This is a genomic window from Gracilibacillus xinjiangensis (genome assembly GCF_042651765.1).
Classification (GTDB): domain Bacteria; phylum Bacillota; class Bacilli; order Bacillales; family Amphibacillaceae; genus Gracilibacillus; species Gracilibacillus xinjiangensis.
Genome location: NZ_JBHSDT010000004.1, coordinates 752273 through 768557 on the forward strand (window position 1 = coordinate 752273; position 16285 = coordinate 768557).

Below are 16285 nucleotides of genomic sequence, written 5' to 3' on the forward strand. Positions count from 1 at the left end.
TGCCCCCTCAGTTATTCTTTATCATTTTTCCGATAACAGGTAATTCTGATAAATTAACTGCCTTTAATAAAGTCAATAACAACCCATAAACTACTGCGCCAATAGCGATTGCAGCAAGGACATATCCCAGAGCAATAACTCTTGACCAGCTCTCTATATCAAAAAACATCGTCGGTAAACCAACAACAGCACCCATGACAACAGATGCAAACAATACTTTAAATACCCGCATATCAAAAAGACGATAAGGGATATGCTTATATATAATCACAGCATTTAATACAGCAATGACAACATAAACCAATAATGTCGCCCATGCAGCGCCATCGAGTCCAAACCATTGAATAAACAATATGTTAGACACTGTCTTCAAAATAACGCCAAACAAAATAACAAATGCAGCTATACGAGCTAAATTCATGCCTTGCAGAATTCCCGTACTCAGCAATGTAAATGATGTGAACACAGAGCTTGCATTTATAATAGCTAGCATCGAGTTACCTTCCATATTTGTAAACAGGGAAAGGTTGAGTGGCGCGGTTAAAACAAGTAAACCAACAGCAGCAGGCCATGATAAAAGATGGGTCATCCAATGTGTTTTCTCAATAATTCCACGCGTGCCGCTGATATCTTTGTTTACCAACTTTTGCGTAATCAAAGGCACTAACGGAAGCACAATCGACGTTGCAAAAACCGTCGCAATCTGTACAAGTGTCAAACCGCGACTGTATACCCCAAATAAATACTCAATATCGCTCCCGGCCACACCCGTAGTACGTAATCCATAGGAAACAGTAAAAGAATCAACAAAATTAAACAACGCCATCGTCAGTGAACCAATCGCAATCGGAATCGAAATCGAAAGGATGACTTTCAACCATTTTTTAAAAAGTGTGAAGGAATACTTGCGCCCCTCTGGTTTCCTAATATGCGCGCGTTGATACTTGATACGAAGGTATAATAAAGACGCTAAGGCCCCAACGATTGAACCTACCATCACGCCTCCAGCAACTATCTCGTCGGAATAGCCTTTCTCGACCAGATAATAGGCAATAACAAGAATGAGCCCGACACGAATCAGCTGCTCTAATACTTGCGAAAAAGCAGTTGGTTTCATGTCACCAATTCCTTGGAAATACCCGCGATATACCGCCATATATGGGGCAACAAGTAATGTTCCTGCCACCACAATTAATGCGATTTTAGCAGAAGGACTTCCCCAAATATTATTGGTGATCATCCCCGAAAAGGTATAAATAACTGTAAAACTAACAATTCCGAACAAAATCGCCAGAATACTTGCTGTGAGATATATTTCTCTGACGGAATGGTTATTTTGTTTCGCTTTCGCTTCAGAAATCAGTTTTGATATGGCGAGTGGTAAGCCTGCGACTGATAGAATTAAAGCGACCATATATACAGGGTAAACTAAACTGAATATCCCGAATACTTCATCTCCCGCAATATTCTGCAATGGAATTCGAAAAACACTGCCTAACACTTTGGACAATAATGTTGCAATCGTTAAAATTAAAGTACTTTTAACAAATGTAGATGCACTCATGAATTTTTCCCTTTTCCTTTAATTTTTAGTGCAAGCACTTTTAATCCGAAGTGGGGGAGAGCAAGCATCCTTTTCCAACGGCTCGGTTGTTTTAGCAAACGGTAAAGCCATTCAAGGTTCAACTTTTGCCAAATGGCTGGAGCTCGTTTCACCGTTCCAGCGATCACATCAAATGAACCGCCAATACCCATGAAAATACCGTGAGTAAAACGATCGATATTTTCTGCAATCCATTTCTCTTGTCTTGGCACACCAAGAGCGACAAATGTCATGTCAGGTTTCAGCTCATTAATCTCCTCAGCAATGTGATTATCGTCCCAGTCAAAAAATCCGTCATGTGAGCCGACAATCGATACATTTGGATAATCTTTAGCTATATTTGCTTTTGTTTTTTCCAATGTTTCCTTTTGAGCACCGAGAAGATAAACAGAGTAGTGGTGCTCATTCGCTTTCTCTAGCAATTGAATCATTGTATCGTAACCTGTTACTCTTTCTGGCAGTGGATCATTTAATAGTTTTGCACCGATTACGATGCCAATACCATCTGCAGTAACATATGTTGCTTTATCAATATATTGTTTAAAACTAGAATCTTCCTGGGCTTTCATGACAATCTCTGGGTTTGCAGTAATGACAAATGTCTTTTGTTTTGATTGGATATGTTGATCTATTAATGAAACAAAACTGGATTGATCCGTATGCAGAAAAGGAACATCCATTATATTTACTGTTTTCATTCCTAATTACTCCTTCGTTTAAAGATCGATACTATTAGAGGTTCATATTATTTGAACACACTAATAAATATTACCATAAAAATAGAAGGAAACATATAAGTCTCCTTCTATTTTCACTCATTTTCTATTGTAAGTTCAGGTCATCCTGATGGATAAAGCCTTCTCTGTCATTTACAGATACATAATACCATTCACCTTGCTGGAAGATGGTAGTGACTTTAGCATCCTGTTTAAGTTCTGCAATAACCTCATAGCCTTCTTTAAGTGGTTCGGATCTTAGGGCTACATCGTCTTTATTCACCGTTGCATTGCCGTCTTCTTCACTTAAAATTTCCATACGTGACTCATTCTCTGTACCTAATTCCGTAGATTCTTGATTGTTTTGTGCATCTTTTTCTTCTGTACTGTCACCTTGTTCTGTGCTGGGTGATTGTGTGTGTTGTTGGGTCTTGAATGCTGCTTCTGTTGCAAGATAGCTTCCGTCAACCCAGCCTGTTTTACCATTTGCAGTGATTTTGTACCATCCGCCATTATGTCCAACTAAGGTTACTTTAGTACCCTGTGGCAGTCGGCTAATTACATCAAAGCTTGTAGTAGGTCCAGTCCGGAAGTTCAGATAATCAGCAGTTGTGAACCTGATTTGGCCAGCTACACTAGTATCAACAAAGTATTGTGCTGCACCTGAAGGTTTTGCTGTCTTACCTGGCTGATTTGTAAATACAGGAACATCATAATTAAGGACTTTATTATCTATTAAACTATACATGTTATCCATTTTCTGTGCTTGTATCGTTGCCCACATAACATGTGTCGCATACTGAGGATATCCTGGACTATCAGGGTTCCATCTCATTTTGTACAATGTATTTTGTCCATCGTTAATATAGTTATTCGCAATATCAGCAGCACCGCCAATAATTGCATCTTTTACAGTGAACCACTTGTTATCAAAAGCGTATTTTGCCCCACCTCTAAGCGGGTTACTGTCTTTCGCACCATAGCCGTAAACATTATAAACAGTATGTTTTGCTTCTTTTTCTGAAACGATATTCCCTTTATCATCAACAGGAATTCCTTTAGCTAAGCTAGATGTCCCATTGCCTGTTTCGTGTAAAGCATGGGCAATTAAGTAAACTTCATTCACATTGTTTGCTTTACCGGCTTGGATAAAGGCGCTAGCCTGTCCTGTTAATACACCTTTATTTGCTAATACTTTCTGGTTAATTTCCGTTGCGTTTACTCCAGCGCTTTTGGACAGATCTAGAAATTGGTAGTATTCACTAGAGCTCGGAGTAAAATTGCTTGGATTAGCATAGTATTCTATCATTGAACGACTAGCTATGTAGATACCCGCACCATCTACCTTAGGTGTTCTTGTCATTTGTACATCTACCATACGTGAGAAAGGGTAATTGTAGTTTGTTTTATTTATAACAACTGTTGGATTCTCAATTCTGTTTAACAAACGGACAAGAACTGCAGATGTTTCTCCTCTTGTCGTAACATCTCTTGGTGCAAAGCGGTTGTTGCCTTTTCCAGCCATAATGTTCAAGTATAACATGTACTTAACAGATGAATGGAAAACAGGGTTAATTTGATGATTATCTGAGAAACTTAACGGCTCTTCTCCGTAAACAATTCCTTGTGCAATTGCGGCACGATGAATAATTGATGCCATCTCTTGTCTGGTAATTTTCGCATTTGGCTTAAACACCCCGCCAGGATACCCTGATATGAGACCATGACTGGTTCCAATTGAAATAGCGTAATGGTGCCAATCGTCTTCACTAACATCAGAGAATTTCGTCGTCTGGCCATTTACTGACAGATTAAGAGCTCTTACTAGTAATGACGTAAATTCAGCACGTGTCACTTCTCGATCAGGTTTGTATGTACCATCAGCATACCCGCTGTATATTCCCTGATTAATCAATGTTCTCATGGAACTTTCGAAGAAGTGTCCCGTAATATCATCTGCTGCATGGGTGACTTTTGGTGAAACAAAACCAAGAATTAATGTAACACTTAATAGATAGGCAAAAAGCTTTCTCATTTTGTTACTTCTCCTCCTTATATGTTATGTAAATTTATCTATATAAATCTTCAGCAATTATTTCCAATAGTCTATTGAAAATATTGCATAGTGTGATATATTGTAATGAGTAGAACGATACTAGATTGTCAGACAGTAGTCCAGTAGTCTTTCATTGAAAAACATTAATCTCCTACAAGCACAAGCATACATTACTTTCTCCATTTGGTAAAGAGTCTGTTGCAACTAATTTCTAGCACATTTTTTATTGAGAGAATACTAGTTTTTCCTATATAACTATATTAATTAAATTTACATAAGAAAGGAAAATAGCAAATGTTTAAAAAGATTCTATCCTCCTCAATATTTATAATGATGGTCAGCCTCCTTAGTCTAAGTTCAATTGTTTCTGCAAATACGTTACCAGATGTCCCAGGAAAGTATGCCGATATGATTAACCCTTTAATTAAAGAAGGAATTATTAATGGATATACAGATGGTACATTCAAGCCGAATAATAATGTAACAAGAGCAGAGGCAGCAACAATGATTGGAAAAGTATTAGATCTTAATGGGGAGCAGAAGCCTTCGACTTTATTTTCTGATGTGGAAGCGTCCCACTTCGCTTCAGGTTATATCCAATCTGCAGTTAACGAAGGAATTGTGTCAGGGTATCCTGATGGAACATTCAAACCGAGTAAATCAATTACAAGAGGCGAAATGGCCATTATCGTTACCAGAGCGTTTAATCTGAGAGAATCAGTTAAGGTAGGTTTCACGGACGTTGTTGGAACGAATTATGAGTCCGTTGTGAGTAGAGTATACGCAGCAGGTATTGTAACAGGATACCCTGATGGAACATTTAGAACGAATAATCCAATTACCCGAGCAGAGTTTTCAATCATGGTATACAGGGCGCTTAATCCAGTTGCAGATAAACCGCAGCCTGCACCTACTCCAAGTCCAGAACCTATTGCAACTAAATATGTAAATGTGACAACATCACTTAATGTACGCAGTGGGCCAGGTACAACTAATCCAAAAGTAGGCAGTTTATATCCAAATGATGAAGTGAAAGTTTATAAGTATGTTGGAAGTTGGGCTCAAATCGTATCTGGTAATTTGAAAGGGTATGTTCATGCAGATTATTTAATAGATAAGCCAAAGCAATCCAACGGTATTATTACAATAGATGCCGGCCATGGCGGTAGTGATCCTGGGGCTGTTGCCAACGGTGTACAGGAGAAAGTGATTAATTTAGAAGTTGCTAAATATGTGAAAAAATACTTAGAGGCAGAAGGCATTCAAGTTGTGATGACTAGAACTGACGATACTTTCTTAACATTAGGAAGACGAGTGCAAATAGCAGAAGGTGCTAATTCTGATGCCTTTGTCAGTATTCATGCAAATGCAGCTACTGCAGCCGCAAATGGTACAGAAACATTTTACTCAACTGCAAGCAGAGCAACAGATAGCAAGAAACTAGCTGAATTTATTCAAACAAGATTAGTGAAAGCTTTAGGTACAAACGATCGTGGAGTTAAGACTGGCAGCTTCCAGGTAATCAAATATAATAAATTGCCAGCAACGCTTGTTGAATTAGGGTTTTTAACAAATAAAGGTGATGTTAAGATCTTGCTCGCTAAAAAAGATGAAGCAGGAAAAGCAATAGCACAAGGCATCATGGATTACTTAAACTGGAAGGAATAATAATGAAAAAATTACATTTAATTATTAATCTGTTGCTATTGGTTTTAATAGCCAGCTATAGCGTAGAAGTTACAGCAAGTGAAGAACTGAATACAACTCCACAGGACAGAGTGATTATAGGCTTTGATGAAACAATTGATCTGTCTGTTTTAGAGGAAATCCCTTATGAGATAAATCATGTGCATGAGAGTATACAGGCAGTCTCACTCTCCATATCATCAGACTATCTGGATGCTCTTGCTGAGATAGAAGAGGTTAATTGGGTTGAAAAGGACGAACTGATTAAAACAAATATCCAATCACTCAGTTGGGGTAATGCAGTTATCAGCAATCGATTTTATGAGCAAAATGATATTACAGGAAAAGATATAAAAATTGGTGTCATTGATACAGGTATTAAACAGAACCATCCAGATTTAGAGGTAACAGGTGGTGTGAGTTTCATAGAAGGAAATTCTTCCTATGATGATAACAATGGCCATGGCACACATGTTGCTGGGATAATCGGCGGATTGGATAATGATATAGGTGTGCGGGGGGTTGCACCTGATGCAAGCCTCTATGCGATTAAATCATTGAATATGAATGGCGAAGGCCGCCAAGCAGATATTATCGCTGGAATAGAGTGGGCAATTGAACAAGACTTAGATATTATTAATTTAAGTGTAACTACACCAATACCTTCCATTTCGCTGAAATTGGCAGTTGATGCAGCTGCTGAAGCAGGGGTTTTAGTTGTAGCATCGTCAGGTAATGCGGATGAAGACGGACAAGTTACGGACGATGTTCTGTTCCCGGCACGGTTTGAAAGTGTCATTAGTGTGGGATCGGTCAATGAACAGCTAAAGCGATCTTCCTTTTCTTATCAAGGTCCATCCTTACAGTTTGTCGCACCTGGTGAGGATATATTAAGTACGTATTTCGAAGATCCCTATTATGTAGAAATGAGCGGCACATCAATGGCTGCACCATATGTGTCAGGGATATTAGCGCTCTATAAAGAAGTATATCCAAATATGAGCAAAGAAGCGTTACTGGAAATCGTAAAGGAAAATGCAATTGACTTAGGTGTAATAGGAAGAGATGATCAGTATGGATATGGTCTGATCCAGGCACCTGAAACATGGTTTTTGGATGTAGATTCATCAATATGGTTTGCTGATTATGTCTATTATCTGCGTAAAGCGGATTATATAGGCGGATATCCTGATGGGACATATCAATCAGGGAATAATATCACCCGAGGTGAAGTGGCAACAATTGTAGGAAAAGCGTTAGGTTTAGATGGAACAAATCGAACGACAGCTTTTGCTGATGTAAGCCAAACTTACTTTGCATCTGGTTATATTAGTTCTTTATCAGAGTCTAACATTATTTCAGGTTATCCTAATCAAACATTTATGCCAAGAAAAGCCATCACAAGAGGTGAAGCCGCAGTAATTGTTCAATCTGCATTTAACTTACGAGTGAATAGTAATTCACAATTTGAAGATGTAGAGGATAACCAGTTTTATTATGATGCCATTAATGATTTAGCATCATTAGACATTATCTCTGGCTACCCTAACGGCAAATTTATGCCAAAGAACCAAATTACACGTGCAGAGTTTTCAGTAATCCTTGGTAAAGTTTTAAATGAAGAGTTTAGAAATTAACATACACAAAAAAAACTCTCTGTTTCATTACAGAGAGGTTTTTTTTTGTGTGAAACTATCATTCTTGTAAAGGACTTCTACTTTTGAATAACCTGAGCTTGCCATCTGCTTAAATCAATATTCTCTGCCTCTTTCAATAATAGAGAAGATGGGAAAATAAATCGCCATGGCTTGCTGGTGTTTGCTTTAATCGTTAATTTGTCAAACTGGAAACCACCTTTGGCAATAACTTCATTGGATGCATCGGTGACCACTAGTGGCAAATTCTCAACAATAAGGTCGCGTTCAGCACCGTTTCTTATTAAAATGGTTACAGATAATTGATGATCTTCCATTACTTTAGCTTCAATCCCCATGAAGTTAACCTCGCCAGCTTTTAAAGGTTTAGCAGACTCCACAATTTTCTCAAGTTGTTCGATACTTTCCTGAGCAAGAGATTCCTTCCATGAGTCTTCAAGATCTAATTTGTGTTTTCTTTTTAACTCAAATGCGATCGTCCAATTATTGTTAGGTTCAGCATCTACAGCTGCTAATTCTTTCTTTGTAAAAGAAAATTTCCACGGCCGGCTGCTGTTGGCTGGGAGTTTTCCGATAGTGGTCAGATCAAATTTCTTTTTAAGAATGATACGTTTTTCTTCATTTAATAAGACAATATTTGCTTCACCTAAATTAATTGGTTTATTGACACTATGTCTGATTAAAGCGATAAATTGAAATTCATTTTTCCGTTCAATTGAATCAACTGTTGTGATTGATAATTGATTCGGCTTTAGAGCTTTTGCTTCCGTATTATGAAAGGCAAATACATACTTTTCTTCCTCTGGCAGGTTCCAGCTCGGATGAATAGATAATGTTGGCTCAACTAAATCCTCATTACTTTCATTTGCCTCCATATCATTACCAAGTACATCTGCTGCATTTACTTCTTGTTCATTTCCGGTGCTTTTATTTTTACGATTTTTATCTAAAAAAGGAAACATATCACGATCACTCCTCCTCTTCCTTTGTTAATTTGGGCATGCTTGCTTTATAGGAACTAACAAAAAACTGGTGAATTTGGCTCTCCGTCTGTTTATACATCCACTCAAAGATCTGGTAACCTTCTTTCGTATAAATCTGGATTGGATCTTCTTGCTGATAGGAACGCATACCAATGCCATCTTTAAGTCGTCCCATTTCCTCTAGATGTGTTGTCCAATTTCTGTCAATAATGGATAAGGCACCTTTTCGTACATGTTCGGCTACTTCTGGGTCATCTTTCATGCTTGTTAATTTTTCAAAATGCTGTTCTAATAACTTATTAACAAATGCAGGGATTGCTTCATATTCTTCAAACTGTGTATCAGTTGGTATATCGACAAATAATGCTTCGTTTAACCATCCTAATAATTTATCCTGCTCCCATTGATCTGGTAAAAGTTCTGGATCGATCAGGCGGTCCAGTTGGTATTGAACAACATCTTCTGCATATCCACTAATTTTCTCAATAACCTGGTCTGTTAGCAGGATAGAGTCACGTAATTGATAAATCACTTTCCGCTGGTCATTAATAACTTGTTCTAACTGAAAATTGAATTCGCGGAACTGGAAGTGTTGCCCTTCACTAATCTTCTGAATCGTATCGACCCATTCGTTCACCTGTTTGTTTGTCACTAACCCTTTGTCATCTGTCGTAATTTTACCTTCCATTCGTTCCATTAAATCATGACCGAATCGTTTTATTAATTCATCCTCTAATGAAATAATAAATTGCGAAGAACCGGGATCCCCTTGACGGCCTGAGCGTCCCTTTAACTGGTTATCAATTCTTCTGCTTTCATGTCGTTCTGTTCCAATAACATGAAGACCTCCAAGTTCGGCAACTCCTTCACCTAACATAATATCTGTACCGCGACCTGCCATGTTCGTAGCAATCGTTATTTGTGATTTTTGTCCGGCAAGTGAAATAAGATGAACTTCTTTCTCTACACTTTTGGCATTTAATAATTGATACTGCAGTTTTTCTTTGTCTAAATAATCTGCAACGATTTCCGATTGGATAATAGAAGTTGTCCCAATAAGAATCGGCTGTCCAATCGCATGGCGTTTCTTCACTTCGGCTACTAAGTATTGATATTTTTGTTCCTTTGTTTTAAAAACCAGATCTGCCATATCCTCACGAATGATTGGCTTATTCGTTGGGATTGGGATAACGTCCATTCGGTATACTTTCTGGAATTCTTGTTCCTCAGTTTTGGCTGTACCTGTCATACCACCGACAATCGGATACATATAGTAATAATTCTGGATAGTAATAGAAGCTTGTGCTTTATTCTCTTCAGTTACTTTTAATCCTTCTTTTGCTTCAATTGCCTGATGCAGACCATCACTTAAACTTCTTCCATCCATAATACGGCCTGTATTCATATCAACAAGCTTGATCTCTCCATCTTCCACAATATAATCCACATCGCGTTCGAAAAGAACTTTCGCTCTTAATGCCTGATTCATATAATGATTTAGTGCACGGTGTTCTAAATCATAGAAGTTATCGATGGCGAAGATCTTTTCTATTTTATTAATTCCCTCTTCCTTAAAGTTGACTGTTTTTAACTCTAGGTCATATTGATAGTCTTTGCCTTCTTTTAATGTTCTCACAACTTTAGAACATACCTGATGAAGATTTTCGCTTAATCTTGCTTTGCCAGCAACGATCAGTGGTGTTTTTGCTTCATCAATTAAAACACTGTCCACTTCATCAATGATCGCATAGTGATAGGGGCGCTGGACTTTTTGCGAAGCAGAATAGGTCATATTATCACGTAAAAAATCAAAACCGAATTCTGTCCCAATTCCGTAAGTGATATCTGCTTGGTATGCTTTTACTTTTTGATTCGGATCCATTCCTGGTATGTTAATACCAACAGTTAAACCTAAAAAGGAATGGATTTGGCCAATCAAGTCACGGTCACGTTTTGCTAAATATTCGTTTACCGTAATAACATGAACACCTTTTCCTTCCAGTGCACGCAAATAACTTGGAAGAGAAGCTACTAACGTTTTCCCTTCACCTGTCGGCATTTCAGCGATATTTCCCTCTAATAAGACTAATCCGCCAATCAGTTGTACATCATAATGGCGCAATCCTAGAACTCTTTTAGAAGCTTCGCGGACGGTTGCGAATGCTTCAATTTTTATTTGTTCCACGGTGCCGCCGCTTTCTAAGTATTTTTTGAATTCGATCGTTTTATTTTTTAATTGACTGTCAGATAAATGGGAGTACGTATCTTCTAGTTGATTTATTTCTTCTACCGTTTTCTGGTATTTCTTATATACTCTATATTGTTGAGAATCTTTCCATTTTGCTAGTAAATTCATCGTTTAACGCTCCTTGTAAACTATCACAAATAACTACTAAAATAGTATAACATGAATAGGAATCATTTAATATCCATCCATAAAAAAAAGTGATGGTTCCTTAGTGGAAATAAGGTCCATCACTTTTATGAAAACTTACTCAGTACCCGGTTGTGCTGATAGCGAACTTGTAGATTGATTGGGTGCTTGAACACTTGTTGTTGTCTCCATTGATAAATGTGTATTTAACGTATCCGACATATTAGCAAGGCTAGTTTCATCCACCTGATAATAGTAGATGTTATTAATATAGGAATCCTGGCCATCCAGTGTATATGTTTCCATATTTATATTTCCTGTTTTAGCATACGCAATCAAGCTTTGCATTTCATTGAAAGTCATGTTTGTTTTCATATTATTTCCTACTGCTTCAAGTATATCATCATACTTTAAAACAGAATCAACGGATAAGGCACGTTTCACAATGGCCTTAAAAATTTCCTGCTGACGTTTTCCTCGTTCAATATCATTGTCAATTTTTCTAGTTCTGGCAAGGGCCAATGCTTCTTCCCCATCTAATTGCTGGACACCTGGTGTTAAATGAATGGCATTTGCCACATCACGGGAATCCTGTTCATAGATTTCCACAGGTACATCAACAGTAATGCCGCCCAATGTATCGACAACATCCATGAATGCATTGAAATTCACACGTACATAGTAATCCACAGGCACATCGAGGAAATTCTCCACCGTTTCGATCGTTGCTTTCGGTCCTCCATAGGAATGGGCGTGGTTTATTTTTGTATATCTGTCACGCTCCGGAACGTACGTATACGTGTCACGAGGAATACTTAATAATTTCACACTATGATCCTCACTATTCAATGTTGCTAAAATTAGAGCATCAGACAATTGATTCGTTTGATTTGTCTCTAATCTTTTATCACTTTCATCAATTCCGATGAAAAGAATGGAAATATTGTCTTGTTCAGGATTTACTGCACCATCTCTTAACAGAGATCCATCATCTCTCCCATCATCTTCATAGGAATCCTTGACTACTTCTTCTGCTTTATTGATAAGATTCATCGCATATACCCCAACTCCACCAGCCAGGAAAACTACTAATACTAAAGCAAAAACAAGTCTTCTCATTCTTTTTCGCTTTTTGGCAATTTTTCTAAATTCATTTCGCGATTCCGACATTTTATATGCTCCTTAAACAAAAAATTTAGCATCAATTTACATTTTACTATGAAATCTAAAAACTGTCACCAGTGTTTAGATGACGATTCTATTACATTTTTACGACAAGTGATAGATTCTCACTTGATTTCCTATTAATAATCAGAACATTACTAGATTGGAAAAGAAAAAAAACCATCTCTTTCAGTATATGAAGGGGAATGGCGTACATTCGTTTTAATCAAATCTTCCTTTATAAAAATTTTTTGAAATTCGATGCCTCCTTTTCCTTCTGGAAATTGATTATAGAAGTGAAGGGAGGTGATAAAAATGGCAGTTGCTGAAAGAGTTGATTCAAGATTACAGTTAGTTTTCGAAAATGGTATGGATCCTGTAAGTGGCGACATGACTTACAAAACGAAATCTTTTAACAATGTAAAGGTAAATGCTACAGCAGATCAGCTGTTGGCAATTACAGACGTACTGGTGCCGCTTCAACAACAAGTATTATTCCAGATTAAGCGTAACGATGCGGAAATAATTACAGCAGAGTAAGTTTGAATAATCAGGAAGAAAGGAGGTGTTCGCTGTGAAAACAATCGAATTGAAATTCGAAAATGAAGAAGGAAAAACGGTAACTATTTCATTAGATCAGCCAGTTGAACCAGTTGATCCGCAAGCCGTTCATACAGCGATGGATGAAATCATTGCACAAAATGCACTCTTCTCAACTGGCGGGGATTTAGTTGGAAAGAAAAGCGCACGTGTTGTTGAACGAAATGTTACAGACATTGAACTTTAATAAATAAAGGAGAGGAGTTGCGGTTCTGTTCGCAGCTCCCTTTTCTTAAATAATCGGAAAGGAGCATAGTGATGGAACAAACATGGATGGCATTAATCACCGATTTAGGGTTTCCTGTTGCTGTAACATTTTATCTGTTACATCGAATTGAAACGAAATTAAATACATTAATAGAATCCATTGTGGCATTGCCGGAAAAGATGCGTTAAAGGTGGGGATAGGACCGAAGAGATTCTCTGTCCTAATGCCTGTTTTTTCCTGTATGGCTTATGAGTGTCGTCTTTCCTTAAGTTATGGTATAATGCACGGAGCATTACTTCAATCATTACAATCACACTACACTATACTTGGAGGTAACGAGACATGGAGGAAACGATATCACTGAAAGAAATATTTAGTGTCCTAAAGAAGCGGATGTTACTCATTATCGGATTAACAATTGGAGCAGTGTTAATTAGTGCATTGGTTAGTTTTTTTATGATTACTCCAACCTATGAGTCTAGTACTCAGTTTATCGTGAACCAAGATACAAATGAAGGAAATATTGTAGATTACAATCAAATTCGCTCGAATGTAGAAATTATCAATACGTATAATGATATTATTAAAAGTAATCGGATACTTAGTCAAGTGGTCGATGAACTGGATTTGGCTATTTCCCCCTATCAGTTAGGGCAGAAAATTTCGGTTTCAAGCCGACAGAATTCACAGGTTGTTACACTAACCGCAAGTGACACTGATCCTGACCTTGCAGTGGAAATTGCAAATACCACCGTGCAAATTTTTCAAAATGATTTACCTGTATTAATGAATGTGAATAATGTAAATGTACTTACAGAGGCGATGACGGCAGCTAATCCATCTCCGGTCAGTCCGAAGCCAATGCTAAACATTGCGATCGCCTTGGTTGTGGGCTTAATGACTGGGGTCGGACTTTCCTTCTTATTGGAATACTTAGATAACACCATTAAAGACGAACAGGATATTGAAGTGAGGTTAGGATTACCAATTCTTGGAGTGATTGCTCATGTATCAGATGAGGATACTCATTCTTCACGAGCGACTCAGGATCAGTTAAGAAGTTCAGAGAGGGGGAGAATGAATGGCCAAAGGAAGAAAACCGTTTAAAAAAGATGGAAAGATGCGTCAATTGATCACAAAGTTTAATCCGCGTTCTCCCATTTCAGAGCAGTACAAAACAGTCCGGACAAATCTCCAATTTGCTTCAGTGGACGGAGAATTAAATTCTTTATTAATTACGTCTTCTGGTCCTTCAGAAGGGAAGTCTACTATTACTGCAAATTTAGCTGTTGTTTTTGCACAGCAAGGAAAGAAAGTTCTGCTAATTGATGCGGATATGCGAAAACCAACATTACATTATACGTTTCGAATGGATAATCTCCACGGATTAAGCACTGTCCTTGCAGGTGGGCACACCTTGGAGAAATCTATTGTTAACAGCGATATACCTGGATTGGATTTACTGGCATGCGGGCCCATACCGCCCAACCCTTCCGAGTTATTAGGTTCGAAGAAGATGGAACAATTAGTAGAAGAAGCTGTAGGACATTATGATCTGGTGATTTTTGATACTCCACCGGTACTGGCTGTAACAGATGCCCAGATTCTAGGTAACCTCTGCCAAGGTGTTGTGATGGTTGTGCGCAGTAAAGAGACAGAGTATGAATCGGCACAAAGGGCGAAGGAATTATTAGATAAAGGAAACGCAAAACTACTAGGTGTCGTATTAAATGATAAAAAGATTAAACGAGGCTCCCAATATTACTATTATGGTACTAATTAATAAATTCCTGTCCTTCTTATGAGGGACAGGCAATTTAATTAATTGCCCTAAAAAAATTCTTTTCCTCTCCCATTCCTTAATCAATGAGTATATTATAAACAGACCCAATCATTGAAATGGAAATAAGATTAGATTTATTTTTGCAGGTTACCTCAGAATAAGAGAGAAATACCGCCTTCTCCTTTCCCTAACATGGAAGTGTGTGTAGTCATGCTCATTCCCCATAAAAGAAAAAAATTAAAATCGGTATTTTATGTGTTAGAACCTCTGAAATAGGGTAAATATCTACGAAGTATATTAGGAAGGAAAGAAAAATTAGTATTATTTAGGCGACTCTAACTACTGAACATATAAAAAAGACTAAATGATTTTTCGGTAATGATACCTTTTTGATAAGATAAGTTGATATATTGGTTTGTAATCACTCTTCATGATGTAAGAATTGGCGACTGATGAACATTTCTGATAGTTTGTAAGGGTGAGGGAAGAGAAATGGATAGGATATATAATACTCTTCCTCTATCAAAATTAACTAAATAGCAAATACTTCTATACTGAAATATCAACAATAATAATGACATAAAAGGTGTTGAAGCATAATGATAGACATACATTGTCATATCCTGCCTGGAGTAGATGATGGTGCGAAGCATACAGAGGATAGCCTCCAAATGGCGAGAAACGCTGTTTTGCAAGGGATTGACACGATAATTGCCACACCACATCATTTAAATGGCAGCTATAATAACTATAAAATTGAAATAATTGAAGCAGTTAAGCAATTAAATAAATTATTAAACGAAGCAGGTATTCCCCTTACGATTCTGCCTGGACAAGAAACACGAATAAATGGAGAAATAATTACAGATTTAGAAAATGGACATCTTTTACCCTTAAATGAAACAAGCGGGTATTTATTCGTGGAACTGCCTTCCAATCATGTTCCGCGTTATACGAAACAACTTCTATTTGACTTGCAAGTTCACGGAGTCAAACCGATCATTGTTCATCCTGAAAGAAACAAAGAGTTGATAGAACACCCGAATATATTATTTGAGTTTGTCAGGGATGGCGCGTTAACGCAACTGACAGAAGCAAGTATTGCTGGCCATTTCGGGAAAAAGATTAAGAAATTCAGTTTGCAGTTAATTGAAGCCAACCTAACTCACTTTATTGCATCGGATGCTCATAATGTAAAGACAAGAGGCTTTGTTACAGAATATTCACATCGTGTTTTGACAAGCGAATTTGGCCCGGAAGCCATTTCCTACTTTATGGACAATGCTTATGCTGTTGTTCATAATCAATTGATCGTGGGAGGATCACCAGAAGAAATTAAACGAAAAAAATTTATGGGTCTCTTCTAATATATGATTTTCCACTTATCCAACATATAGGAAACTAAGATTATTTACAGGTGACTGTCTATCATGAAAGAAGATTATTGAAATTCACTT

Annotated in this window: 14 protein-coding genes; 8 read left to right on the top strand and 6 right to left on the bottom strand. The window is 37.5% G+C overall.

Going from position 1 to position 16285, the window contains the following annotated elements; genetic code table 11:
• Window positions 1-7 precede the first annotated feature (7 nt).
• From ACFOY7_RS07700 to ACFOY7_RS07710, 3 genes are all read right to left on the bottom strand, one after another.
• Window positions 8-1564, bottom strand: coding sequence for a putative polysaccharide biosynthesis protein (locus tag ACFOY7_RS07700; RefSeq protein ID WP_390251036.1), 1557 nt, complete (start codon window positions 1562-1564; stop codon window positions 8-10).
• Complete coding sequence (locus ACFOY7_RS07705) at window positions 1561-2301, bottom strand: WecB/TagA/CpsF family glycosyltransferase (protein WP_390251038.1); 741 nt, start codon at window positions 2299-2301, stop codon at window positions 1561-1563. The genes ACFOY7_RS07700 and ACFOY7_RS07705 overlap by 4 nt, the downstream gene beginning before the upstream one ends.
• Window positions 2302-2425: 124 nt before the next feature.
• Entirely contained in the window at window positions 2426-4354 is a 1929-nt protein-coding gene (locus ACFOY7_RS07710; protein ID WP_390251039.1) for an S-layer homology domain-containing protein, read from the bottom strand.
• Window positions 4355-4705: 351 nt separating this feature from the next.
• Here ACFOY7_RS07710 and ACFOY7_RS07715 point away from each other — a divergent pair, with 351 nt between their 5' ends.
• Complete coding sequence (locus tag ACFOY7_RS07715) at window positions 4706-6043, top strand: N-acetylmuramoyl-L-alanine amidase (RefSeq protein ID WP_390251041.1); 1338 nt, start codon at window positions 4706-4708, stop codon at window positions 6041-6043.
• 2 nt (window positions 6044-6045) lie between these two features.
• Window positions 6046-7698, top strand: coding sequence for a S8 family peptidase (locus ACFOY7_RS07720; RefSeq protein ID WP_390251043.1), 1653 nt, complete (start codon window positions 6046-6048; stop codon window positions 7696-7698).
• A gap of 77 nt (window positions 7699-7775) precedes the next feature.
• Here ACFOY7_RS07720 and ACFOY7_RS07725 read toward each other — a convergent pair whose 3' ends face one another.
• The 3 genes from ACFOY7_RS07725 to ACFOY7_RS07735 all read right to left on the bottom strand — a co-directional run bounded on the left by ACFOY7_RS07725 (window position 7776) and on the right by ACFOY7_RS07735 (window position 12243).
• On the bottom strand, window positions 7776-8678 hold the full coding sequence (locus tag ACFOY7_RS07725; RefSeq protein WP_390251045.1) for an accessory Sec system S-layer assembly protein: 903 nt from the start codon (window positions 8676-8678) through the stop codon (window positions 7776-7778).
• Window positions 8679-8685: 7 nt separating this feature from the next.
• Window positions 8686-11055 (bottom strand): accessory Sec system translocase SecA2, encoded by a 2370-nt coding sequence (gene secA2, locus ACFOY7_RS07730; RefSeq protein WP_390251047.1) that lies wholly within the window; start codon window positions 11053-11055, stop codon window positions 8686-8688.
• Between the two features lie 135 nt (window positions 11056-11190).
• Window positions 11191-12243 carry an LCP family protein gene (locus ACFOY7_RS07735; protein ID WP_390251049.1) on the bottom strand — a complete coding sequence of 351 codons (1053 nt, stop codon included), beginning with the start codon at window positions 12241-12243 and terminating at the stop codon, window positions 11191-11193.
• A 309-nt stretch (window positions 12244-12552) separates the two neighbouring features.
• Between ACFOY7_RS07735 and ACFOY7_RS07740 the strand changes: the two genes are divergently transcribed.
• The 6 genes from ACFOY7_RS07740 (at window position 12553) to ACFOY7_RS07765 (ending at window position 16195) form a co-directional block, all read left to right on the top strand.
• Entirely contained in the window at window positions 12553-12777 is a 225-nt protein-coding gene (locus ACFOY7_RS07740; RefSeq protein WP_390251051.1) for a DUF1659 domain-containing protein, read from the top strand.
• Window positions 12778-12811: 34 nt separating this feature from the next.
• Window positions 12812-13024, top strand: a complete 213-nt coding sequence (locus ACFOY7_RS07745) for a DUF2922 domain-containing protein (RefSeq protein WP_390251053.1) — start codon at window positions 12812-12814, stop codon at window positions 13022-13024.
• 71 nt (window positions 13025-13095) lie between these two features.
• On the top strand, window positions 13096-13233 hold the full coding sequence (locus ACFOY7_RS07750) for a YvrJ family protein (protein ID WP_390251055.1): 138 nt from the start codon (window positions 13096-13098) through the stop codon (window positions 13231-13233).
• A 154-nt stretch (window positions 13234-13387) separates the two neighbouring features.
• Window positions 13388-14152 carry a YveK family protein gene (locus ACFOY7_RS07755; RefSeq protein WP_390251057.1) on the top strand — a complete coding sequence of 255 codons (765 nt, stop codon included), beginning with the start codon at window positions 13388-13390 and terminating at the stop codon, window positions 14150-14152.
• Window positions 14127-14828: a CpsD/CapB family tyrosine-protein kinase gene (locus tag ACFOY7_RS07760; protein WP_390251059.1), complete on the top strand. Its 702-nt coding sequence runs from the start codon at window positions 14127-14129 to the stop codon at window positions 14826-14828. Before ACFOY7_RS07755 ends, ACFOY7_RS07760 begins: the two co-directional genes overlap by 26 nt.
• 599 nt (window positions 14829-15427) lie before the next feature.
• A complete protein-coding gene (locus ACFOY7_RS07765) occupies window positions 15428-16195 on the top strand; it encodes a tyrosine-protein phosphatase (protein ID WP_390251061.1) in 768 nt (255 codons plus the stop codon).
• The last annotated feature ends 90 nt before the right edge of the window (window positions 16196-16285 follow it).